Source organism: Variovorax durovernensis (assembly GCF_977011995.1).
The window spans coordinates 5,553,274-5,576,187 of the sequence record NZ_CDRNCW010000001.1 but is presented as its reverse complement, the minus strand read 5'-3'; the positions used below and the strand labels follow the sequence as shown (position 1 = coordinate 5,576,187).

The 22,914-nt window shown below is 68.0% G+C and carries 18 protein-coding genes and 1 pseudogene; 17 read left to right on the top strand and 2 right to left on the bottom strand.

Annotated elements, in window-relative coordinates; all coding sequences use genetic code 11:
- Positions 1-33: 33 nt before the first annotated feature.
- From ACWV14_RS26490 to xylB, 11 genes are all read left to right on the top strand, one after another.
- Positions 34-963: a LysR family transcriptional regulator gene (locus tag ACWV14_RS26490; protein WP_454904502.1), complete on the top strand. Its 930-nt coding sequence runs from the start codon at positions 34-36 to the stop codon at positions 961-963.
- Between the two features lie 194 nt (positions 964-1,157).
- Positions 1,158-2,468 (top strand): ABC transporter substrate-binding protein, encoded by a 1,311-nt coding sequence (locus tag ACWV14_RS26485; RefSeq protein ID WP_454904501.1) that lies wholly within the window; start codon positions 1,158-1,160, stop codon positions 2,466-2,468.
- Between the two features lie 148 nt (positions 2,469-2,616).
- A complete protein-coding gene (locus ACWV14_RS26480) occupies positions 2,617-3,474 on the top strand; it encodes a carbohydrate ABC transporter permease (protein ID WP_454904500.1) in 858 nt (285 codons plus the stop codon).
- 13 nt (positions 3,475-3,487) lie between these two features.
- Positions 3,488-4,324 (top strand): carbohydrate ABC transporter permease, encoded by an 837-nt coding sequence (locus ACWV14_RS26475; RefSeq protein ID WP_422088105.1) that lies wholly within the window; start codon positions 3,488-3,490, stop codon positions 4,322-4,324.
- 17 nt (positions 4,325-4,341) lie between these two features.
- Positions 4,342-5,382, top strand: coding sequence for an ABC transporter ATP-binding protein (locus tag ACWV14_RS26470; protein ID WP_454904499.1), 1,041 nt, complete (start codon positions 4,342-4,344; stop codon positions 5,380-5,382).
- 84 nt (positions 5,383-5,466) lie between these two features.
- Complete coding sequence (dalD, locus tag ACWV14_RS26465; RefSeq protein WP_454906082.1) at positions 5,467-6,858, top strand: D-arabinitol 4-dehydrogenase; 1,392 nt, start codon at positions 5,467-5,469, stop codon at positions 6,856-6,858.
- Positions 6,855-7,643 (top strand): L-iditol 2-dehydrogenase, encoded by a 789-nt coding sequence (locus tag ACWV14_RS26460; protein ID WP_454904498.1) that lies wholly within the window; start codon positions 6,855-6,857, stop codon positions 7,641-7,643. Before dalD ends, ACWV14_RS26460 begins: the two co-directional genes overlap by 4 nt.
- Before the next feature lie 182 nt (positions 7,644-7,825).
- The gene (locus ACWV14_RS26455; RefSeq protein ID WP_454904497.1) at positions 7,826-8,497 is read left to right on the top strand and encodes a transaldolase family protein; all 672 of its coding nucleotides are present in this window, start codon (positions 7,826-7,828) and stop codon (positions 8,495-8,497) included.
- Positions 8,498-8,528: 31 nt separating this feature from the next.
- Entirely contained in the window at positions 8,529-9,497 is a 969-nt protein-coding gene (locus tag ACWV14_RS26450; RefSeq protein ID WP_454904496.1) for a carbohydrate kinase family protein, read from the top strand.
- A gap of 11 nt (positions 9,498-9,508) precedes the next feature.
- On the top strand, positions 9,509-10,465 hold the full coding sequence (locus tag ACWV14_RS26445) for an AraC family transcriptional regulator (RefSeq protein ID WP_081268082.1): 957 nt from the start codon (positions 9,509-9,511) through the stop codon (positions 10,463-10,465).
- Between the two features lie 30 nt (positions 10,466-10,495).
- On the top strand, positions 10,496-11,962 hold the full coding sequence (xylB, locus tag ACWV14_RS26440; RefSeq protein ID WP_454904495.1) for a xylulokinase: 1,467 nt from the start codon (positions 10,496-10,498) through the stop codon (positions 11,960-11,962).
- 160 nt (positions 11,963-12,122) lie between these two features.
- On the opposite strand, the gene groL is transcribed toward xylB, so the two are convergent.
- Entirely contained in the window at positions 12,123-13,775 is a 1,653-nt protein-coding gene (gene groL / locus ACWV14_RS26435) for a chaperonin GroEL (protein ID WP_422088099.1), read from the bottom strand.
- Positions 13,776-13,804: 29 nt separating this feature from the next.
- Positions 13,805-14,095 carry a co-chaperone GroES gene (locus ACWV14_RS26430; RefSeq protein WP_007835162.1) on the bottom strand — a complete coding sequence of 97 codons (291 nt, stop codon included), beginning with the start codon at positions 14,093-14,095 and terminating at the stop codon, positions 13,805-13,807.
- Positions 14,096-14,348: 253 nt separating this feature from the next.
- On the opposite strand from ACWV14_RS26430, the gene ACWV14_RS26425 reads away from it, so the two are divergent.
- The 6 genes and pseudogenes from ACWV14_RS26425 (at position 14,349) to ACWV14_RS26400 (ending at position 22,908) form a co-directional block, all read left to right on the top strand.
- Positions 14,349-14,858 carry a sigma-70 family RNA polymerase sigma factor gene (locus ACWV14_RS26425; protein WP_454904494.1) on the top strand — a complete coding sequence of 170 codons (510 nt, stop codon included), beginning with the start codon at positions 14,349-14,351 and terminating at the stop codon, positions 14,856-14,858.
- Positions 14,858-15,883 carry a FecR domain-containing protein gene (locus tag ACWV14_RS26420; protein WP_454912825.1) on the top strand — a complete coding sequence of 342 codons (1,026 nt, stop codon included), beginning with the start codon at positions 14,858-14,860 and terminating at the stop codon, positions 15,881-15,883. Before ACWV14_RS26425 ends, ACWV14_RS26420 begins: the two co-directional genes overlap by 1 nt.
- Positions 15,884-16,007: 124 nt before the next feature.
- Positions 16,008-18,485, top strand: a complete 2,478-nt coding sequence (locus ACWV14_RS26415) for a TonB-dependent siderophore receptor (protein WP_454904492.1) — start codon at positions 16,008-16,010, stop codon at positions 18,483-18,485.
- Between the two features lie 184 nt (positions 18,486-18,669).
- A pseudogene (locus tag ACWV14_RS26410) lies at positions 18,670-18,996 on the top strand (hypothetical protein); the annotation flags it as partial.
- A gap of 13 nt (positions 18,997-19,009) precedes the next feature.
- A complete protein-coding gene (locus ACWV14_RS26405) occupies positions 19,010-21,622 on the top strand; it encodes a PepSY domain-containing protein (RefSeq protein WP_454904491.1) in 2,613 nt (870 codons plus the stop codon).
- Positions 21,623-21,657: 35 nt separating this feature from the next.
- Positions 21,658-22,908 (top strand): allantoate amidohydrolase, encoded by a 1,251-nt coding sequence (locus ACWV14_RS26400; RefSeq protein WP_454904490.1) that lies wholly within the window; start codon positions 21,658-21,660, stop codon positions 22,906-22,908.
- Positions 22,909-22,914: the final 6 nt, after the last annotated feature.

Sequence of the window (22,914 nt, the reverse complement as noted above, 5' to 3'; positions counted from 1 at the left end):
CGAAAAAGCCCGGGAGTCCATATACTTTTGTGCATGACTTCCGGCCTGACCGACGCTTCGCTGATGCTCCACGTGCGCCCGCGCCAGCTGCTTCTGCTGGCCCGGCTCGACACCCACCGGCACCTCGGCCGCGCGGCGGAGGCCATGAACATCAGCCAGCCGGCGGCCACCAAGCTGCTGCAGCAGTTGGAAGACTCGCTCGGCGAACGGCTCTTCGAGCGCCTTGCGCGCGGCATGGAGCCCACGCCCTACGGCAAGATCCTGATCCGCTACGCCCACCGCGTGCTCAGCGACTTCGGCACCGCCCGCGAGGAGATGCTGGCGCTGCGCTCGGGCCTGAGCGGCGCGCTGCGCGTGGGCAGCGTGCCGGGCGCGGTGCCGGAGCTGCTGGCGCCAGCGCTGGTGGAATACCACCGGCGCCATCCGCAGGTGGCCGTGTCGGTGGTGGTGGAGACCAGCGACGTGATCCAGGCGCAGCTGGAGCAGGGCGACGTCGACCTCGTGCTGGGCCGGCTCACCGACGGGCACGACGAGGCGAAATACGCGAGCGTGCCGCTGCTGGGCGAGTCGCAGGTGGTGGTGGTGCGCGCCGGGCATCCGGTGTTCGAGCGCGCCAACCTCACGCTGGCGGACATGGCGCACTGGTCGTGGGTGCTGCAGCCGCCGGGCTCGCCGCAGCGCGGGCGCTTCGAGGCGGCCATGCGCGAGGCCGGCATCCGGGCGCGGCTGGACATCATCGAAACGGCATCGCCGATTGCCATCACGGCGCTGCTGGAGAACTCCGACATGGCGGCCGTGATGCCCGCCTCGCAGGCCAGCCACTACGCCCGGCTGGGCGTGCTGCGCACCGTGCCGATCGAGCTGCCGGTGCGCGTGCCGCCCATTTGCCTCATCACCCGCGAGGGCCGGCCGCTGTCGCCGGCGGCGGTGCAGTTCCGGCGCCAGTTGCTGGGCGGCGCCTGAGGCGGTAACTGAGGCCTTTGGACCGCCCCTCATGCATGCTGTATTGCGCTGACTAGGGAATCTCCCAGTCAACCGGTGCATGAAAGTACCAGCGCCGACCTTCGAAGTACCAAAACCGCAAGCGCGTTTCTCCAGAATTCGGCCACGGCGACCCGACAGGCACAACAGGGCGTCGCTCACCTCTAGGAGACAACATGAAGCGTTTTCTGAAAGCGGGCTTCGTCCTCGCACTCATCGGCACGGGCGTCGTTTCCCAGGCCGCCACCGAACTCGTGATCGCGACCGTCAACAACGGCCACATGATCGAGATGCAGAAGCTCACACCCTTCTTCGAGAAAGCCAACCCCGACATCAAGCTGAAGTGGGTCACGCTGGAAGAAGGCACGCTGCGCCAGCGCGTGACCACCGACATCGCCACCAAGGGCGGCCAGTTCGACGTGATGACCATCGGGCTGTACGAAGCGCCGATCTGGTCGAAGAAGGGCTGGCTCAAGCCCATTGTCACCGATGCCGCCTACGACATCGACGACCTGCTGCCGGCCATCCGCAACGGCCTTTCTTACGAGGGCAAGCTCTACGCGGCCCCGTTCTACGGCGAAAGCTCGATGCTCATGTACCGCAAGGACCTGGCCGACAAGGTGGGCGTGAAGTTCTCCGACCAGCCGACCTGGGCGCAGGTGAAGGAGTTCGCCGACAAGGCCAACGACCCCAAGAACGGCGTGTATGGCATGTGCCTGCGCGGCAAGCCGGGCTGGGGCGACAACATGGCCTTCCTGACCACGCTGGTCAACACCAACGGCGGCCAGTGGTTCGACATGCAGTGGAAGCCGCAGATCGACACCAAGCCCTGGAAAGATGCAATCACCTTCTACGTCGACATGATGAAGAAGGACGGCCCCCCGGGCGCCTCGGCCAACAGCTTCAACGAGAACCTGGCGCTGTTCAACGAGGGCAAGTGCGCGGCCTGGGTCGACGCGACCATTGCGGCTTCGTTCATCAGCGACCCGAAGCAGTCGAAGGTGGCCGACAAGGTGGCCTTCGCACAGGCGCCGACCGCCGTCACGCCCAAGGGCGCCAACTGGCTGTGGTCGTGGAACCTCGCGATTCCCGCCAGCTCGACCAAGGACGACGCGGCGCAGAAGTTCATCAAGTGGGCCACTTCCAAGGACTACATCAACCTGGTGGCCAAGGAAACCGGCTGGGCCTCGGTGCCGACCGGCACGCGCAAGTCGACCTACGCGAACCCCGAGTTCCAGAAGGTCGCGAAGTTTGCCGAAGCCGAGAAGAAGGCCATCGACAGCGCAAACCTGACGGACAGCACGCTGCCCAAGTCGCCGTACGTCGGCGTGCAGTACGCGGCCATTCCCGAGTTCCAGGCCATCGGCGTGGCGGTGGGGCAGCAGATGAGCGCGGTGCTGGCGGGCAAGGTCACTGTGGACCAGGCGCTTAAGACTTCGCAGACGGCCGCCGAGCGCGAGATGAAAAAGGGCGGGTACTACAAGTAAGTCCTCGGGCTTGCTCCCTCCCCCGCTGGGGGAGGGTAGGGGTGGGGGCTCGCGGCGCATCGTTCGGTGCCGCGCCTGATCGGGCAGCCCCCATCCCAGCCTTCCCCCAGCGGGGGAAGGAGCCAGGGACCACAAGAAGGGATACCTCATGAAACGACTCCTGCCCCGCGCCCTCATGGCGCCCGCGGTGCTCACGCTCTTCCTCTGGATGATCGTGCCGCTGCTGATGACGTTGTACTTCTCGTTCGTCAACTACAACCTCATGCAGCCCGGCGAGCGCACGTTCGCGGGCATCGAGAACTTTCACTACTTCGTCACCGACCCCGACTTCTGGCCGGCCACATGGAACACGCTGCTGCTGATCGGCAGCGTGATCATCATCACCGTGGTGCTCGGCGTGCTGCTGGCGCTGCTGGTGAACGAGCCCTTCCCCGGGCGCGGCATCGTGCGGGTGCTGCTGATCTCGCCGTTCTTCGTCATGCCCGCGGTCAATGCGCTGCTGTGGAAGCACATGATGATGAACCCCATCTACGGTGTGCTCGCCGACCTGTGGCGCTTCTTTGGCGCGCAGCCGGTGGACTGGCTCACCGACTTCCCGCTGCTGTCGGTGATCATCATGGTGGCCTGGCAGTGGCTGCCATTCGCCTGCCTGATCTTCATCACCTCGCTGCAGTCGCTCGACCGCGAGCAGATGGAGGCCGCGCGCATGGACGGCGCGAGCTCGGTGCAGCGCTTCTTCTATCTCACCATTCCGCACCTCGGCCGCCCGATGGCGGTGGTGATCATGATCGAGATGATCTTCCTGCTCAGCGTGTTCGCGGAGATTGCCATCACCACCAACGGCGGCCCGGGCAATGCGAGCACCAACATGACCTACATGATCTTCAAGCAGTCGCTCATGAACTTCGACGTGGGCGTGGCTTCGGCCGGCGCGCTGTTCGCGGTGGTACTGGCGAACATCGTGGCCGTGTTCCTCATCCGGATCATCGGCAAGAACCTGGATTGAGGAGCGGCACACCATGCAACAACAACAAGCCCCCAGCAACTTCCTGCCGCAGGCCATTCGCACCGTGGGTGCGTGGGCCGTCACGCTCGTGCTGTTCTTTCCGCTCGGCTGGCTGTTCCTCACGGCCTTCAAGACGGAACTGCAGGCCATCCACGTGCCGCCGCTCTTCATCTTCGAGCCCACGCTCGACAACTTCGGCGAGGTACAGCGCCGCAGCGACTACCTGCTGTATGCGCGCAACTCGCTCATCACCAGCCTGGGCTCGACCATCATCGGCCTGCTGATCGCGGCGCCGGCGGCGTATTCGATGGCTTTCTTTCGCACGAAGAGAACGCGCGACATCCTGATGTGGATGCTCTCCACCAAGATGATGCCGGCCGTGGGCGCGCTGGTGCCGATCTACGTGCTGGCGCAGACCGCCGGCATGCTCGACTCGCTGCCTGCGCTGACCATCGTGTTCACGCTGTCGAACCTGCCGATCATGGTGTGGATGCTCTACAGCGCCTACAAGGACATCCCCAACGAGATCCTGGAGGCCGCGCGCATGGACGGCGCCAGCCTGTGGACCGAGTTCCGCCACGTGGTGCTGCCGCTGTCGGTGGGCGGGCTCGCATCCACCGGGCTGCTGTGCCTGGTGCTGAGCTGGAACGAAGCCTTCTGGGCGCTCAACCTCACCTCCGCCAAGGCCGGCACGCTGGCCACGCTGATCGCTTCGTACTCCAGCCCCGAGGGCCTGTTCTGGGCCAAGTTGTCGGCGGCTTCGCTGATGGCCATCGCGCCCATCGTCGTGTTCGGCTGGTTCAGCCAGAAGCAACTGGTGCAGGGCCTGACCTTCGGTGCCGTCAAGTAAAGAAAGGGAGACATCTCATGGCCTACCTCGAACTCAAGAACATCAAGAAGAGCTTTGGTGACATCCACATCATCAAGGGCGTCGACCTGCAGATAAAGAAAGGCGAATTCATCGTCTTCGTCGGGCCCTCGGGCTGCGGCAAGTCGACGCTGCTGCGGCTGATTGCCGGGCTGGAGCCCATCACCAGCGGCAACCTGCTGCTCGACGGCAAGGACATCACCTGGACGCCTTCGGGCAAGCGCGACCTGGCGATGGTGTTCCAGAGCTACGCGCTCTATCCGCACATGAGCGTGTACGACAACATGTCGTTCGCGCTCAAGCTGGCGGGCGTGTCCAAGGCAGAGATCAAGACCAAGGTCGAGTACGCGGCCAAGACGCTCAACCTCACGCAGTACCTGGACCGCACGCCCAAGGACCTGTCGGGCGGCCAGCGCCAGCGCGTGGCCATCGGCCGCGCCATCGTGCGCGCGCCCAAGGTGTTCCTGTTCGACGAGCCGCTGTCGAACCTCGACGCGGCGCTGCGCGGCAACACGCGGGTCGAGATCCACAAGCTGCACCGCGCGCTCGGCGCGACCACCATCTACGTCACGCACGATCAGGTGGAAGCCATGACGCTGGCCGACCGCGTGGTGGTGCTCAAGGACGGGCTGATCGAGCAGGTCGGCACGCCGCTGGAGCTGTATGACCATCCGGCCAACCAGTTCGTCGCGCAGTTCATCGGCATGCCGTCGATGAACATGGTGGCGGCCAATGCCATTCCCAGCTTCTCGGCCGCCACCGGCGGCAGGCTGCCGAGCGACGGCTTCCTGGGCGTGCGGCCGGAAGGCCTGCGCGTGCATCCGAAGCAGGGCGCGCCGGTGAGCGACGTGCAGGGCCGTGTCGAACTCATCGAGGCGCTGGGCGCCGACACGCTCATCCACGTCGACGTGGGCGGCGTGCCGCTGATCGCGCGGCAGAACGACCGCACGCCGCTGCAGGCCGGCGACGACGTGGCCGTGGAGCTCGATCCGTCGGTGCTGCACCTGTTCAACCGCGAAGGCCGCTCGGTCGGCGCGTGATCGATCCAGATTTTTTCCAACGCCTTTTCAACGGACATTCCCGTGACCATCGCGCAAATTCCACCGGCTCCCACGGAGTTCACGGTGCTTCATCTCGGCCTGGGCTCGTTCCATCGGGCCCACCAGGCTGTGTACCTGCAGCGGCTGATCGATGCGGGCGACACCCGCTGGTCGCTGTCGGGCGCCAACATCCGGCCGGACATGGCCGACATCGTCGCGGCGCTGCAGGCGCAGGGCGGGCGCTACACGCTAGAGACCGTGTCGCCGGCGGGCGAATACCGCTACGAGCAGATCGACGCCATCCGCGAGGTGCTGCCGTGGGAGCGCTCGCTGGCGAACGTGGTCGCGCGCGGCGCGGCGCCGTCGACCCGCATCGTGTCCTTCACCGTGACCGAAGCTGGCTACTACCTCGACAACAAGGGCAAGCTGGACCTGTCGTTCAGCGACCTCGCTGCCGATGTGGAGCGTGCCCGCAAGGGGGAGGCCGGCGGCGACAACGTGACCATCTACGGCGCGGTGTGCGCCATCCTGCGCGCGCGCAAGGCGGCCGATTCCGGCGCCGTGACGCTGCTGAACTGCGACAACCTGCGCCACAACGGCGAGCGCTTTCGCGCCGGGCTGCTGGAGTTCATCGAACTCGCTGGCGATGCCGGCTTGCTGGCCTGGGTGAACGCGAACACGCGCTGCCCGAACGCGATGGTCGACCGCATCACGCCACGCCCGCCGCCCGAACTGCGAGCGCGAGTCAAAGCCGCCACTGGGCGCGATGACGCGGCGGCCATCACCGGCGAGAGCTTCATCCAGTGGGTCGTCGAGGACAACTTCGCGGCCGGCCGCCCCGACTGGGGCCGCGTGGGCGTGGAACTGGTGGAGTCGGTGCAGCCGTATGAAGAGGCCAAGATACGCATCCTCAACGCCACGCACAGCTGCATAGCCTGGGCGGGCACGCTGGTCGGGCTGGACTTCATCCACGAGGGGACGCACGACGCGGCCATCCGCAAGATGGCTTTCGACTACGTGAGCGACGACGTCATTCCCTGCCTGAGCCCGAGCCCGATCGACCTTGCGGCCTACCGCGACGTGGTGCTCGACCGCTTCGGCAACCCCGCCATCCGCGACACCAACCAGCGCGTGGCGGCGGACGGCTTCTCGAAGATCCCCGGCTTCATCGCGCCGACGGTGCGCGAGCGGCTGGCGGCCGGACAGGGCATCGACAGCGTGGCGGTGCTGCCCGCGCTGTTCCTGGCCTTCCTGCAGCGCTGGCACAAGGGTGCGCTGCCCTACGCCTACCAGGACCAGGGCATGGACGAAGCGGTGGCGCATGCGATCTGCGATGCGGCCGACCCGGTCGCCGCGCTGTGCGCCGATGCGGGGCTGTGGGGCAACATCGCCGCCGATGCCCGGCTGGTCGACGCGGTGCGCCGCGCCGGCGAGCGCGTTGCGCGCTTCGTAGCAGAAGCAGGGAGCAAGCCATGAGCGCCCGCCTTCAAGACCGGCATGTGCTTCTGACCGGCGCGGGCGGCGGCATCGGCCTGGCCGTGGCGCAAGCCTGTATCGCCGAGGGAGCGCGCTGCACGGTCGTCGACCGCGCCACCGCCGCGCCCGACGCGGTGCGTGCGCTGCAGCAGGACCAGCCGGGAAAGCTCGCCTACATCGCTGCCGACGTGACCGACACCGCCGCCATCGCCCGCATGCTGGCGCAGGCGCAGGTGGCCTTCGGACCGGTGCACACGCTGTTCAACAACGCCGCGGTGTTCGACCTCGCGCCGCTGCTGGACAGCGACGAGGCATCCTTCGACAGGCTGTTCGCGGTCAATGTGAAAGGCATGTTCTTCGTGATGCAGGCGGTGCTGCGGCACATGGTGGAGGCGGGCACGCAGGGCTCGTCGGTCATCAACATGGCCTCGCAGGCCGGACGGCGGGGCGAGGCGCTGGTGTCGCACTACTGCGCGACCAAGGCGGCGGTCATCAGCTACACGCAGAGCGCCGCGCTGGCGATGGCGCCGCACGGCATACGTGTCAATGGCATTGCGCCCGGTGTGGTCGATACGCCGATGTGGGACCATGTCGACAGCCTGTTCGCCAAGGCCGAGGGTTTGCCGCCCGGAGAGAAGAAGCGGCAGGTCGGGCTGGCGGTGCCGCTCGGCCGCATGGGCGTGCCGGACGATATCGCGGGGGCGGCGGTGTTCCTCGCCAGCGACGAGGCGCGCTACATCACGGCGCAGACCTTGAATGTCGATGGCGGTAATGTCATGTCTTGAGCTGGGTTGTCGATGAGATCGGTTTTTGTTTTTCATGGGCTTTGTTCGGAGGGCGCTCACGCCGGCGGGGTACCTTGCTCCGCGAATGTCCTCCGCCGGCCGGGGGAAATTCGCGGAGGGGAGTACCCGGTTCCCTGTGCACGCACCCCGAAACAGCTCGGCTCGCCAGTAAGAAGCAACCCATGAACGAAGACTTCCACCTGTACCTAGACAGCGCCGACCTGGCGGAGATAGAGACCTGCCTGCCCCACCCGGTGGTGCACGGCGTGACGACCAACCCGACGTTGCTCAAGCGTGCGGGCGTCGGCCGCGCCGCCTTGCCGGGGCTGCTCGCGCGTTGCATCGAGCTGGGCGCACGTCAGGTGCAGGCGCAGGTCTGTTCGGAACACGTCGACGGCATGCTCGAGGACGCTCAAGCGTTGTTGCAGCACTTCGACCTCGGCCAACTCGTCATCAAGATCCCCGCCACGCGGCAGGGCCTGGACGCCGGCGCGCGGCTCATCGCGCAGGGCGTGCCCGTCACCTGGACCGCCGTGTACGCGCCCGAGCAGGCCCACTTCGCGGCGCAACTGGGCGCGGCCTATGCGGCGCCGTACCTCGGGCGGCTGGAAGACGCGGGCATCGACGGGCTGGCGCTGATCGCGCAGATGCAGTCGCTGGTGGCGCGGCGGCCGGCCTCGGGCACGCGGCTGCTGGTGGCCAGCATCCGGTCGCGCGAGGCGTATCTTTCGCTGCTGGGGCTCGGCGTGGGCGCCATCACCATTCCGCCGCGGCTGTTTGCCGAACTGCTCGACCATTCCGCCACACTGTCCGCCGAGCGCGGCTTCCTGGCCGATGCGCGCACCTTGCCCTGACCGACGACACAAGAATCCCGACCCACACACCATGCGCATTGCACTCACGGGCGAAGCCCTGATCGATTTCACCGCCGCAGAGGCGGGCACCCTGGCATTCCTGGGCCATGAAGGCGGCTCGCCGCTGAACACCGCCGTGGCCTGCGCGCGGCTCGGGCAGCCGACCGGCTTTCTCACGCAGCTGTCGACCGACCTGTTCGGCGAACGGCTGATGGGCTTCCTGCAACGCAACGGCGTGGACACCAGCTTCATCCTGCGCAGCAGCGCGCCGTCGACGCTGGCCTTCGTCGAGCGCACGCCGCAGACCAACCGCTACGCCTTCTACACGCAGGGCAGCGCCGACGCCACCTGGGCGCCCGAGCCGCTGCCTCAGCTGCCGGCGGAGTGCCGCTTCCTGCACTTCGGCTCGATCTCATTGCTGCAGGACCCGGCCGCCACGCGCATCGCCGACCTCATCGCCGCGAACCGGGGGCAGCGCGTGGTCGTGTTCGATCCGAACGTGCGGCCCAGCCTGATCACCGACATGGCCGCCTATCGCAAGCGCGTGACCGGCTGGTTCGGCATGGCCGACCTGGTCAAGCTGAGCGACGAGGATGCGGGGTTGCTCGCACCCGGCCAGCCGGTCGACGCGCTGGCCGCCGAATGTCTTGCGGCCGGCGCGCGCGCCGTGATCGTCACGCGCGGCGGCGACGGCGCCACGCTCTGGCGCGTCGGGCACGCGCCCATCACCGTGGCCGCGCCGCGCGTCGAGGTGGTCGACACCATCGGCGCGGGTGACACCTTCACGGCAGGGCTGACGGTGTCGCTGCTGGCGCACGGCGTCGAAAAGCCGGAGCAGCTCGGCGAACTGGGCGACGACGCATGGCGCGAGGTGATGGCCTTCGCCGCCACCGCCGCTGCCCTCAACTGCACCCGCGAGGGTGCCGATCCACCCACGCTGGAGGCAGTTCACGCCGCGCTGGCGAAGGAAGAAAATACGGCTGTTGCTTCCCGGTCCTGAACCGTGCCGCCATGACGACGTCCACACGCAAACGCTCGGTCCCCCGCCAGCGCCAACCCGAGCTGGAGCGCGACTTTGCGCGCTCCCCCTCGCTGGGCTACGAGGCGCCCGAAGAAACCGGCCTGGTGCGCTGCCTGGCGCACGGCTTCCCCAGCCCGCTGGTGCGATGGCACTTCCATGAAGACTACGAGCTGCACCTGATCACCGAGACCTCGGGCAAGGCCTTCATCGGCGACTGGATCGGGCCGTTCCAGCCGGGGCACCTGGTGCTGTGCGGGCCGCGCCTGCCGCACAACTGGATTTCGCTGGACGTGCCCGAAGGCGGCGCGGCGGGGCGCGACCGGGTGATCCAGTTCCGCCACGAACCCATCGAGAGCGCCGCCGCCGGCATTCCGGAACTGCGCGAAGTGATGCAGTTGCTGGAGCGCGCGCGCCACGGCATCGAGTTCTTCGGCATGTCGCAGCAGGCGCAGGCGCACTGGGACCGCATCAAGGCCGCGCGCGGCGTGCGGCGCCTGGGCCTGTTCCTCGACTTCATGGCCGATCTCTCCCAATGCACCGACTACCGGCTGCTGTCGAGCGTGCAGATGCAGGGCGCACAGGGCGCGGACGGCGACGCGCAGGTCGACCAGATCAACGGCATCGTCAACCGCATCACCAACAACATGGCCGACCCGATCTCGATGTCTGACGTGGCGGCCGAGCTGGGCATGAGCGAGAGCCGCTTCAGCCGCTTCTTCCGGCGCTCCACCGGCAACAGCTTCACCGACTTCGTCAACCGCGTGCGCATCAACAGCGCCTGCCACCTGCTGATGCAGACCGACCACTACGTGACCGACATCTGCTACCAGGTGGGCTTCAACAACGTGGCCAACTTCAACCGGCGCTTTCTCGAGATCAAGGGCATGACGCCCAGCGAATTCCGCCGCCAGGCCGACACGCGCTTCGGCGGCGGCATTTCTTCCTAAGCTTCCCAAGCACGAAACCAGGGGCTCATCTTGTATCTGGGACTCGACCTCGGCACGTCCGAGCTCAAGGCGCTGCTGCTCGCCGACGATCACCGCATCGTGGGCGTGGCGCGCGCGCCGCTCACCGTCCAAAGGCCGCATCCGCTGTGGTCGGAGCAGGCGCCGGCCCAGTGGTGGCAGGCGCTCGAGCAGGTCATGGCGCAGCTGCGCGAGGCGCACGGCGAGGCGTTGTCGGCGGTGCGCGCCATCGGCCTGTCGGGGCAGATGCACGGTGCCACGCTGCTCGACGCGGCCGGCGAGGTGCTGCGACCCGCGATCCTGTGGAACGACGGGCGCAGCGGTGCGCAGTGCGAGGCGCTCACGCGGGCGGTGCCGCGGTTCGGCGACATCGCAGGCAATCTCGCAATGCCGGGCTTCACCGCGCCCAAGCTGCTGTGGGTGCGCGAGCATGAGCCCGGAGTCTTTGCACGCGTGGCGCGGGTGCTGCTGCCGAAGGACTGGCTGCGCTTCATGCTCAGCGGCGAGGCGGTCAGCGAGATGTCGGACGCGGCGGGCACGCTGTGGCTCGACGTGGGTGCGCGCGACTGGTCCGACGAACTGCTCGCCGCCACCGGGCTGACGCGCGCGCACATGCCGCGGCTGGTCGAAGGCAGCGAGGTTTCGGCGCTGCTCAAGCCTGAACTTGCGGCGCGCTGGGGCCTGCAGGGCGGCGTGAAGATCGCGGGCGGTGCGGGCGACAACGCCGCCAGCGCGGTCGGCATGGGGCTGGTCGAACCGGGGCAGGGCTTTGTCTCGCTGGGCACTTCGGGCGTGGTGTTCGTGTCGACCGACCGCTTCTTGCCGAACCCCGCGCAGGCGATGCACGCCTTCTGCCATGCGTTGCCGAAGCGTTGGCACCAGATGTCGGTGATGCTCTCCGCCGCGAGCGCGGTGAGCTGGGCCGCGAAGACCTTCAAGTTTGCCGACGAGGCCGCGCTGCTCGAAGCGGCGGCATCGGTGCCGTTGGCGCAGCGCGAGCGCTGCCCGCTGTTCCTGCCGTACCTGTCAGGCGAACGCTCGCCGCACAACAACCCCAATGCCCAAGGCGTTCTCTTCGGGCTCACGCATGCACACGGGCCGGCGGAAATCGCCTACGCCGTGGTCGAGGGCGTGAGCTTCGGCCTGCGCGACGGCTTCGACACCCTGCGGCTGCCGGCCGATATGCCGCTGCGCGAAGTGGCGCTGGTGGGCGGCGGTGCACGCAGCGTTTGGTGGGCGCAGTTGCTGGCCGACATCTTCCAGGTTCCGCTCACGCTCTATGCGGGCAGCGAGACAGGCGGGGCGCTGGGAGCGGCCCGGCTGGCGTGGCTGGCGGATGGGGGCTCGGTGGCAGAGGTTTGCGCACTGCCGCCGGTGAAGCAGCAGCTGGTTGCCTCGACCGAAGGAGCCGATGTCCACAGGACGAGGCATGCGCGCTTCCAGGCGCTCTACAAGGCGGTGCAGGCGCAATTCCAGTAGCAGAGCGATCACGACCGCCCATGAAAAAAGCCCGGCGCAAGCCGGGCTTCTTTCATTTCGCGAGACACCGCGGATCCGGCTCTGCCGGTCCGCAGGTGTCGCCCCCGGTAGGGGGTAGGCGCAGCGGACACGAAGTGCCGCGCAGCCTGGGGGCGAGCAATTACATGCCCATGCCGCCCATGCCGCCCATGCCACCCATGTCGGGCATGCCGCCGCCGGCTGCAGCTTCGTCCTTGGGTGCGTCAGCAACCATGGCTTCGGTCGTCAGCAGCAGCGAGGACACCGAAGCGGCGTTCTGCAGTGCGGTGCGGGTGACCTTCGTCGGGTCCAGGATGCCCAGCTCGAGCATGTCGCCGTACGTGTCGTTGGCGGCATTGAAGCCGTAGTTGCCCTTGCCGGCCAGCACGGCGTTCACCACCACCGAGGCTTCGCCGCCGGCGTTGTTCACGATTTCGCGCAGGGGGGCTTCGATGGCCTTCAGCACCAGCTTGATGCCGGCGTCCTGGTCGGCGTTGTCGCCCTTGACGCGGTCGCCCACGGCTTGCTTGGCACGCAGCAGAGCCACGCCGCCGCCAGCCACGACGCCTTCTTCCACTGCAGCGCGGGTAGCGTGCAGGGCGTCTTCGACGCGAGCCTTCTTTTCCTTCATTTCGACTTCGGTGGCGGCGCCAACCTTGATCACGGCAACACCGCCGGCCAGCTTGGCCACGCGCTCTTGCAGCTTTTCACGGTCGTAGTCGCTCGTGGCTTCTTCGATCTGCACGCGCACTTGCTTCACGCGGGCTTCGATGTCGGCAGCAGCGCCGGCGCCGTCGATGATGATCGTGTTTTCCTTGCCCACTTCGATGCGCTTGGCTTGGCCCAGGTCGGCCAGCGTCACCTTTTCGAGCGTCAGGCCCACTTCTTCAGCGATGACCTTGCCGCCCGTCAGGATGGCGATGTCTTCCAGCATGGCCTTGCGGCGGTCGCCGAAGCCAGGAGCCTTGACGGCCACGACCTTCAGGATGCCGCGGATCGTGTTCACGACCAGCGTAGCCAGGGCTTCGCCTTCGACTTCTTCGGCAATGATCAGCAGGGGACGGCCAGCCTTGGCGACTTGTTCCAGCGTGGGGAGCAGGTCACGGATGTTGCTGATCTTCTTGTCGAACAGCAGCACGAAGGGGTTGTCCAACAGCGCCGATTGCTTCTCGGGGTTGTTGATGAAGTAGGGCGACAGGTAGCCGCGGTCGAATTGCATGCCTTCGACGACGTCCAGTTCGCTTTCGAGCGACTTGCCGTCTTCGACAGTGATCACGCCTTCCTTGCCGACCTTGTCCATCGCATCGGCGATGAGCTTGCCGATGGTTTCGTCGCTGTTGGCCGAGATCGAGCCGACTTGAGCGATTTCCTTCGACGTGGTGGTGGGCTTCGAAGCCTTCTTCAGCTCTTCGACCAGGGCCGTCACGGCCTTGTCGATGCCGCGCTTCAGGTCCATCGGGTTGATGCCTGCGGCCACGTACTTGAAGCCTTCGCGAACGATGGCTTGAGCCAGCACGGTAGCGGTCGTGGTGCCGTCACCAGCGTTGTCGCTGGTCTTGGAGGCCACTTCCTTCACGAGCTGGGCGCCCATGTTCTGCAGCTTGTCCTTGAGTTCGATTTCCTTGGCGACCGACACACCGTCCTTGGTGACGGTGGGGGCGCCGAACGAGCGCTCGAGCACCACGTTGCGGCCCTTGGGGCCCAGGGTGACCTTGACTGCGTTGGCCAGGATGTTCACACCCTCGACCATGCGTGCGCGGGCTTCACCGCCGAAGACTACGTCTTTTGCTGCCATGTTTTATTACTCCGAATGGGATGTTTGAATTACTTCTCGACGACCGCGAACAGGTCGTCTTCCTTCATGACCAGCAGTTCGTCGCCGCCGACCTTGACGGTCTGGCCGCTGTACTTGCCGAACAGGACGCGGTCGCCGACCTTGACGGTCAGTGCGGCCAGCTCGCCCTTGTCGTTGCGCTTGCCCGGGCCCACGGCCAGGACTTCGCCCTGATCGGGCTTCTCGGCGGCTGCGTCGGGGATGACGATGCCGGAGGCAGTCTTGGTTTCGCTGTCAACACGCTTGACGATCACGCGATCGGCCAAAGGACGAAGTTTCATTGCATCTCCTGGATGTATGGATAAGAAACGGGTTTGTGGTCGGGCGCCGGACCGGAGGCCGGCAGCCCATCGACTGGAAGCGAGGCTTGTTAGCACTCATCAGCAGCGAGTGCTAATCATAAGGGCAATCGATGACGTTTCAAGGGCAGCGTGAGCGCGGTCGGGTTGAAGGCATCCGGCAAAAGCGTACAATTGAGAACCATTCGTATTAATAACCGAGCGCGGTCGTTGCGGCTGCGCGGAGATTCCACCCATGCCGGCCGGCGAGTCCGCGTTAGTTCAGCACGAGGTGCAAACGCTCTACAGCAACCATCACGGATGGCTGCACGCCTGGCTGCGCAAGAAACTGGGCTGCTCGCACAATGCCGCCGACCTGGCGCACGACACCTTCGTACGGCTGCTGAGCAAGAGGGAGCCCGTTGCCGCGGCGGAGCCGCGCGCCTACCTGGCCACCATCGCGCATGGGCTGGTCGTCGACTTCCACAGGCGCCGGGCACTGGAGCGTGCCTACCTCGACACCCTCGCCGCGCTGCCTGAACCCCAGTTGCCGTCGCTGGAGGCGCGGGCCATCGTGCTCGAGGCGCTGGTGGCCATCGACGCCATGCTCGACGGCATGAAGCCGCCGGTGCGGCAGGCCTTCATGCTTTCGCAGCTCGACGGCCTGACTTATGCGGAAATAGCCGCCCGCCTGGGCGTGACGGTGCGCACGGTCAACAACTACATGCTCAAGGCGCTCGAGCATTGCTACATGCTCGCGCCGTGATGATGAAGTCCGGCATCGAGCTGACGCCCGCCGACATCGGCGCGCCTCCGCGCAGCGAAGCCGAGGTCCGCAAGGAGGCCATCGCCTGGTACGCCCGGCTGTGCTCCGGCGATGCCACCGAGGCCGACCGCGAGAACTGGCGCCGTTGGCATCGCGCCCACCCCGACCACCAACTCGCGTGGCAGCGCTTCGAAGCCATGCAGGCCACGCTGAAGCGCGTGCCGGCGCACGTGGCGGCTTCGACGCTGCGCGCTGCGCATGCCGACCGGCGCCGGGTGCTGCGCGGCATTGCCGTTTTGGCGGGCGGCGGCTCGCTGGCCTACCTGTCGTGGCAGGCGACCGGCACCGACGGCGGCTGGCGCGCATGGCTGGCCGACTACCGCACCGGCACCGGCGAGCAGCGATCCGTCACGCTGGCCGACGGCTCGCTGCTGAAGCTGAATACCCGCACATCGGTGGATGTGTCCATCGACGCCACGCACAGGCTCGTCACCCTGCGCGAAGGCGAGATCCTGGCCGAGACGGCAAAGCACCGCCGTCTGCCGGGCGCGGCGCGCACCGATAGCCGCCCCTTCCTGGTCGCAACGCCGCATGGCCGAATCCTCGCGCTGGGCACGCGCTTCACGGTGCGCAGCGACGGCGCGCGCACGGTGGTGAGCGTGCTCGAAGACGCCGTCGAAGTTCGCGCCTCGCACGCGCCCGGCAACGTGGTGCGGCTGGAGGCGGGGCAGCAGGTGGCTTTCACAGGCGAGGGCATCGATGCGCCGCGGCCGGCCGACCCGGCGTTCGTCGAATGGGAGCACGGCAGCCTGGTCGTCAATGACTGGCGACTGGGCGACGTGGTCGCCGAGCTTGCGCGCTACCACCGAGGCCGGCTGGCCTGCGATCCCGCCATTGCGGACATCCGGGTGTCGGGTGCCTTTCCTGTCATGGACACCGACAAGGCGCTGGCTGTCATCGTGCGGGCGTTTCCGGTGCGCGTGAGCGGCCTGACGCGCTATTGGGTGTCGCTCGTGCCCGCCTGATTCCGCATGCGGCCATGCGCTGCGGCGCATTTTTCCGGCCGCCGCCTTTCATCTTTTTCGATTTCGTTCGGCCTACCCATTGAGAGCCATGAATCCGCAATCAATGCCGAAGGAGTTCCGAAGAATGCACGCGCACCCCTCATCACCCCATCCTGTTCGCAAGGCGATGCTGTGCCTGTTCGCAGCGACGATGGCCCTGCCGATCGCCGCCGCCGCGGACCCCGCCGAGGGCGCACGCGCGCAGAACCAGTCGGTGCGCAGCTACCGCATCGACGCCGGCCCGCTGGCCTCGGTGCTCGGGCGTTTTGCGGCGGCGTCGGGCGTTGCGCTGTCCTTCGACCCCGCGAGCACGCGGGCGCTGGATTCCGCCGGCCTGCAAGGCCGCTACACCGTGCGCGCGGGCTTTGCCGCGCTGCTGTCGGGCACCGGGCTGGAGGCGGTGGAAGGCGGGGCGGGTGAATTCACGCTGCGCAAGAGCGCCGCGGCGCCCGAGGCATTGGCGGGCGATTCGAGCGATGCCGACGGCACGCTGCCGGCGGTGCGCGTGGTGGCCCGCGCCGCACCGGCACCCGCGGACGCCGACGACCGCTACCAGCCTACGCCCGATGCCTCCACGTTGCGCACCACCGCGCCGGTGCTCGAGATTCCGCAGGTGGTGAACGTGGTGCCCGCGCAGGTCATCCGCGACCAGCGCCCGCGCAACATCGACGACGCGCTCACCAACGTCAGCGGCATCAACCAGGGCAACACCCTGGCCGGCACGCAGGACACCATCATGAAGCGCGGCTTCGGCGGCAACCGCGACGGCTCGATCATGCACAACGGCATGCCGCTGGTGCAGGGCCGCGGCATGAACGCGGCGGCCGAGAGTGTGGAAGTGCTCAAGGGCCCGTCGTCGCAGCTCTACGGCCTGATGGACCCGGGCGGCGTGATCAACGTGGTGAGCAAGAAGCCGCAGCTGCGCCAGCGCACGAGCCTGTCGCTGCTGGGCTCGGGCTATGCGGGCGGGCGCGACGGCAGCGGCGCCACGCTGGACACCACCGGCCCCATCGGCGAGAACGGGCTGGCCTACCGGCTGATCGTCGACCATGTGGACGAGGACTACTGGCGCAACTTCGGCAAGCACCGCGAGACGCTGGTGGCGCCTTCGCTGGCCTGGTACGGCGACGACACCCAGGCCGTGCTCTGGTACGAGTACCGCAAGTACGTCACGCCCTTCGACCGCGGCACCGCGCTCGACCCGCGCACCCAGCGCCCGCTGGCCTTGCCCAGGACGCGCCGCCTCGACGAGCCCTCCAACGAGATGCGCGGCGAGACGCACCTGGGCCAGCTCTCTGTCGACCACCAGTTCGGCGGCGGCTGGGCCGGACACCTGAACCTCAGCTACAACCAGGAAACCTACGACGCCAACCAGCTGCGGGTGAACGGCATCAACACCACGCGCGGCACGCTCGCGCGCAGCAACGACGCCACCCACGGCGCGCTGAGTACCGACAGCTACGCCACCGCATATGTCGACGGCACCGTCGAGCTGGGCGGCATGCGCCACGACCTGCAGTTCGGCTGGGACGCCGAGTACCGCAGGATCTACCGCGCAGACCTGCTGCGCCAGGCCACCAAGAGCACCTTCAGCTACCTGTTCCCGGTGTACGGCCTCGAGGCGCCGTCGAGCACCGTGTCGGCGAGCGACAGCGACCAGACCGACAGGCTGCACAACCAGTCCCTGTTCTTCCAGGATTCCATTCACCTGAGCGACCGCTGGATCGCGGTGGCCGCGCTGCGTTACCAGGCGTGGTCGCAGCTTGCGGGGCGCGGGCGGCCCTTCAAGGTCAACACCGACACCTACGGCTCCAAGCTGCTGCCGCGCCTCGGGCTGATCTACAAGTGGACCGACACCGTGTCGTTCTACGGCAGCTACACCCAGTCGCTCAAGCCGGCGTCGACCATCGCGCCGCTGTCGAACGGCTACGTGCTCGATGCTTCGGTGAAGCCCGAGGAGGCCAAGTCGTGGGAGCTCGGCGCCAAGTTCGACATGCCCGGCGGCGTGACCGGCACCGTGGCGCTGTTCGACATCCACAAGCGCAACGTGCTGGTCTCGCAGTTCAACGACGTGACCAAGCTCACCGATTGGCGCACCTCGGGCGCGGCCCGTTCGCGCGGCCTGGAAGTGGACGTTGCGGGCCAGCTGAGCAAGAACTGGAGCGCGATCGCGAGCTACGCCTACATCGACGCCAAGACCACGGAAGACCCGCTGTACGCCGGCAACCGGCTCTGGAACGTGGCGCGGCAGACCGCGTCGCTCTCGGCTGTCTATGACTTCGGCCAGGTCTTCGGCGGCGAAGGAAGGCTGCGCATGGGTGCCGGCGCGCACTACGTCGGCAAGCGCGCGGGCGACTCGGCCAACAGCTTCGTGCTGCCGGGCTACACCACGGTCGATGCCTTCGCCACCTACGACACGCGCCTGTACGGCAAGAAGGTCAAGTTCCAGCTGAACGTGAAGAACCTGTTCGACAAGACCTACTACCCGTCGGCAGCGAACACCTATTTCATCTCGATGGGCGATGCGCGCCAAGTCTCATTCCTCACGACTTTCGAGTTCTGAAATGAAACTCCCGCAGGCTTCGCGCACTTCGTGTCGCTTCTCCTTCCCCCTCGCCGGGGGCGACACCGGCGGCCCGGCAAAGCCGGCTCCGCGGTGTCTCGCGAGCAGATTGTTTCAGTTGCATGCGTCGTCGGCAGTGCGAAGCGTGGTGGAGCAATCGGCATGAAGACCCTGCGCCAAATCATCCGCCGAGCTGCCGGGGCAGGGCCGCAAGGTCGTGCTGCTGGTGCAGCGCGACGGCCCCAGCCTTCCGGTCGACGAAAAGGTCAAGGCGCACCTCGAGTCGCGTGGTTTTGCCGTGACGCTGCAGGACCAGTCGGCCTCGCCCTCGGTGGCGGCCGGCCCGGACCTTGTCGTGATCTCGTCCACCGTCGCCACCATGGACTACGAGTCGCTCACGCCGGCGCGCCGCGTGATGCTCTTCCTCGGCAACGAGACCTTCACCAACCTTTCGCCCGCGGGCCGGATGCTGTTCGACGCGGCCATCGACTGGACCGCCGGCATCCGCTGAAAACAAAGAATCGATGAAATTCCCCTCGCTGCGCCAGCTCTGGTTCCAGTTGCACTGGTTGATCGGCATCACGGCCGGCACGGTGCTGATCGTCATCGGCCTGAGCGGCGCGGTGCTGTCGTTCCGCGAGGAAATCATCGATGCACTCAACCCGCACGGGCGCCACGTGCCGGTGCAGGCCGTGCCCGCGCTCACGCCGCCGCAACTGCTCGCGGCGGCGCGGCAAGCCTGGCCCGGGCGGCAGATCGGCACGCTCGCGCTGTTCGCCGAGCCGGGCGCGGCCGCGCGGGTGATCTTCGCGCCGCCGCCGGGCGAGCGGCGCGGCGAGACCGTCTACCTCGACCCCTACGCGGGCACCGCACTGCCACCCCTGGCGGGCGCCGGCTTCTTCGAATGGGTCGAGTCGCTGCATCGCTGGCTGCTGCTGCCGCGCGAGCCGGGGCGGGTGGTGGCCGGCGTGCTGGCGATGGGCCTGCTGCTGCTGTCGCTCTCGGGCCTCTATCTTCGATGGCCGCGCCGTCCGCTCGACTGGCGCGCGTGGCTCACCTTCGATCCGGCGCTCAAGGGGCGCTCGTTTCTATGGGGCCTGCATGCGGTGATGGGCACCTGTGCGCTGCTGATGTACATCGTGTTCACCACCAGCGGGCTGTACTGGGCCTTCGACGCGGTGCGCGACCGTGTCGATGCAATGGCCGGCCATCCCCGCGTGGCCGCGCAGCAGGCACGCACCGCGCCGCGCATGCGCAACATGGCGCGCGACGATGCCGCCGCGGTGGACGTCGCGCCCGCCTGGGCCACCTTCGAGCGCAAGGCCCGCGAGACGGGCGGCTGGAGCGAAGTCATCCTGCGCGTGCCCTCGGGCGCCGCGCCGTCGGTGCTGTTCACCTGGCTCGACGCGGCGCCCGCCCACGAACGCGCGCGCAACCGCATGACTGTGCGGCTGCCGGGCGGCGAGGTGACGCAGGACGAGCGCCATGCCGACAAGGCGGCGGGCGGGCGCTTCCTGGCGGCGATCTATCCACTGCACATGGGCACCTACTTCGGCCTGCCGGGGCGCATCGCGATGCTGCTGGCGGCATTGATGCTGCCGGTGTTTTCCATCACCGGCTGGCTGCTGTACCTCGACCGGCGCCGCAAGAAACGCGCGGTGCGGGCCGAGCGCGCGGCGCTGGAAGCGGCGGTCCGGCCGTCCGGCGGCATGGAGCCTGCGTCCGCACGCGTGCTGGTGGCCTTCGCGAGCCAGTCGGGCACGGCCGAGGGCATCGCGATGCGCAGCGCCGCCGCGCTTGAAGGGGCGGGGCTGCCGGTGACCGTGGCGTCGCTGGCGCGTCTGGATCCCGAGCAGTTGCGGCATCACCAGCATGTGCTGATCGTCGCCAGCAGCTTCGGCGAAGGCGGACCGCCCGACGCCGCGCGCCGCTTCGCGCAACGGCTGGCGCAGATCGGCGGCGAGGCGCTGTCGCACCTGCGCTATGGCCTGCTGGCGCTGGGCGACCGTCACTACGCGCGCTTCTGCGGCTTCGGGCACACGCTGGACCATGCGCTGGTCGCGGCCGGTGCGCAGTCGCTGTTTCCGATGGTCGAGGTGGACAACGGCGATGCCGGTGCGCTGGCCGTCTGGCGGCGGCACCTGGGGGCGATGCCCGGGGCTCGGGGCGACTCGGTGCCTGATGCGTCGACCGCCGTTCCAGAGGAGCAGCCTTTCGGCGCATGGACGCTGTCGGCGCGCCGCTTGCTCAATCCGCGCAGCCTGGGGCATCCGCTTTGCGAGATCGAACTGTTGCCTCCGGTGCAGGGCGGCCTGCCCTCATGGCGGCCGGGCGCACTGGCCGAACTGCGGCCGCGGCATGCGCCGGAAACGGTGGCCGCCTTGCTGCGCTCCGCATTGCTGGATGGCGATGCGGTGGTGCGGTTCGAAGGCCGAGCCGTCATGCTGCACGAGGCCCTGGCATGCAGCGCGATGCCGGCGCCGGAACTGCTGTCGCAGGTGCCGGATGCCCAGGCGCTGGCCGACGCACTCGTGCCGCTGGCGCCGCGGCGCTACTCGGTTGCCTCGGTGCCTGCCGAGGGGCGCATCCGGCTGCTGGTTCGGCAGTCGCGCCATGAATCGGGCCTGGGGCTCGCTTCGGGCTGGCTCACGGTGCATGCGCCGCCGTCGGCGCAGGTGGAATTGCGCCTGCTGGCGAATCCCGGTTTCGAGCCTGTGGCGGATGAACGGCCTTGCATCTTCATCGGCAACGGTTCGGGCTATGCGGGATTGCGCGGGCACCTGTGCGAGCGCGTGGCACAGGGGGTCCATCGCAACTGGCTGCTGTTCGGCGAACGCCAGAGCGCGTGCGATGCCTTCTTCATGGACGAACTCACGCGGTGGCGCGAGCAGGGTGTTCTTGCACGCATCGACCTGGCGTTCTCGCGCGACCAGCCCGAGCGCATCTACGTGCAGGACCGCCTGCGCGAGGCCGCGCCCGAACTGCAGCGCTGGATCGGCGACGGCGCCGTGGTCTTCGTGTGCGGCAGCCTGCACGGCATGGCGGCCGGCGTGGATGCCGTGCTCGAGGACGTGCTGGGGCGCTCCGCGCTGGAAGACCTCATCGCGCAGGGGCGCTATCGGCGGGACGTGTACTAGCTGGCCGCCTGGCCGCGTTCGGCGAACATCGGGGGATGTCCCCATCCATTTCCATCCAGGCCGATCGCCTCTGGCATCGCCTCGAAACTCTTTCTTCCTTCACCCGTCCCGACGCCCCCTGGACCCGCCGCGCCTTCTCGCCTGAATTTGACAAGGCCAGGGAGTGGCTGCGCGAGCAGTTCCAGCAGGCCGGGCTCGCGGTCCATACCGATGCGGCCGGCAACCTGACCGGCCGGCGCGAAGGCTCCGAAGCCGGGCTTGCGCCGCTGGTCACCGGCTCGCATTGCGACACCGTGGTCGGCGGCGGCCGCTTCGACGGCATCCTCGGCGTGCTCGCGGGGCTCGAGGTGGCGCAGTCGCTGCACGAAAGCGGCGTCGTGCTGCGCCATCCGCTGGAGGTGATCGACTTCCTGTCCGAGGAGCCGAGCGACTACGGTATCTCCTGCGTGGGCAGCCGGGCCTTCGCGGGCACGCTGGACGCGGCCATGCTGGCCTCGTGCAACGAAGCCGGCGAGAGCCTGTTGCAGGCCATGCGGCGCATCGGCGCACAACCCGATGCGCTGGCCGGCGCGGCCCGTGGTGCCGGCCGCGTCGCTGCCTTCGTGGAACTGCACATCGAGCAGGGCCCGGTGCTGGAGCGCGAGGGGCTGCCGATCGGCGTGGTCACCGACATCGTGGGCATCCGCCGCGTGGCGCTCACGGTCACAGGCCAGCCCGACCATGCCGGCACCACGCCGATGGACATCCGCCGCGACGCGCTGGTCGGCGCCGCCCGGCTGATCGACACGGCGCACCGCGAAGCCAGCGCCATGGACGGGCAACCGCACTACGTGGTGGCGACGATCGGCCGGATCTCGATGAGCCCCAACGTGCCCAACGCCGTGCCCGGCCGCGTCGACATGGTGCTCGAGGTGCGCAGCAACGCGCAGTCGGTGCTCGACGAGTTCCCCGAGCGGCTGCTGGCCCTGTGCAGCGACGACCTCCAGGCGCTGCGCGTCTCTTGCGCGATGGAGCCGCTGACCCGCACGCCGCCCGTCGAGTGCTCCGACCTGGTCATGCAGGCCGTGGCCGAAGCCGCCGACCGCCTGGGCCTGGCGCACCGGCGACTGCCCAGCGGCGCCGGCCACGACGCGATGCACGTGGCCTCCACCGGGCCGATGGGCATGGTCTTCATTCCCTGTCTCGATGGCCGCAGCCACTGCCCGGAAGAATGGGCGAGCAAGGAGCAGGTGGCGGCCGGCACGCTGGTGCTGGCCGAGACGTTCAGGGCGCTGGACCGGCGCTGAGCCCGC

Bases quoted from the DNA above. Each gene is read 5' to 3' on its own strand.
- ACWV14_RS26490 (WP_454904502.1), top strand. From the start codon at position 34: ATGACTTCCGGCCTGACCGACGCTTCGCTGATGCTCCACGTGCGCCCG.
- ACWV14_RS26485 (WP_454904501.1), top strand. From the start codon at position 1,158: ATGAAGCGTTTTCTGAAAGCGGGCTTCGTCCTCGCACTCATCGGCACG.
- ACWV14_RS26480 (WP_454904500.1), top strand. From the start codon at position 2,617: ATGAAACGACTCCTGCCCCGCGCCCTCATGGCGCCCGCGGTGCTCACG.
- ACWV14_RS26475 (WP_422088105.1), top strand. From the start codon at position 3,488: ATGCAACAACAACAAGCCCCCAGCAACTTCCTGCCGCAGGCCATTCGC.
- ACWV14_RS26470 (WP_454904499.1), top strand. From the start codon at position 4,342: ATGGCCTACCTCGAACTCAAGAACATCAAGAAGAGCTTTGGTGACATC.
- ACWV14_RS26460 (WP_454904498.1), top strand. From the start codon at position 6,855: ATGAGCGCCCGCCTTCAAGACCGGCATGTGCTTCTGACCGGCGCGGGC.
- ACWV14_RS26455 (WP_454904497.1), top strand. From the start codon at position 7,826: ATGAACGAAGACTTCCACCTGTACCTAGACAGCGCCGACCTGGCGGAG.
- ACWV14_RS26450 (WP_454904496.1), top strand. From the start codon at position 8,529: ATGCGCATTGCACTCACGGGCGAAGCCCTGATCGATTTCACCGCCGCA.
- ACWV14_RS26445 (WP_081268082.1), top strand. From the start codon at position 9,509: ATGACGACGTCCACACGCAAACGCTCGGTCCCCCGCCAGCGCCAACCC.
- groL (WP_422088099.1), bottom strand. From the start codon at position 13,775: ATGGCAGCAAAAGACGTAGTCTTCGGCGGTGAAGCCCGCGCACGCATG.
- ACWV14_RS26430 (WP_007835162.1), bottom strand. From the start codon at position 14,095: ATGAAACTTCGTCCTTTGGCCGATCGCGTGATCGTCAAGCGTGTTGAC.
- ACWV14_RS26425 (WP_454904494.1), top strand. From the start codon at position 14,349: ATGCCGGCCGGCGAGTCCGCGTTAGTTCAGCACGAGGTGCAAACGCTC.
- ACWV14_RS26420 (WP_454912825.1), top strand. From the start codon at position 14,858: ATGATGAAGTCCGGCATCGAGCTGACGCCCGCCGACATCGGCGCGCCT.
- ACWV14_RS26415 (WP_454904492.1), top strand. From the start codon at position 16,008: ATGCACGCGCACCCCTCATCACCCCATCCTGTTCGCAAGGCGATGCTG.
- ACWV14_RS26405 (WP_454904491.1), top strand. From the start codon at position 19,010: ATGAAATTCCCCTCGCTGCGCCAGCTCTGGTTCCAGTTGCACTGGTTG.
- ACWV14_RS26400 (WP_454904490.1), top strand. From the start codon at position 21,658: ATGTCCCCATCCATTTCCATCCAGGCCGATCGCCTCTGGCATCGCCTC.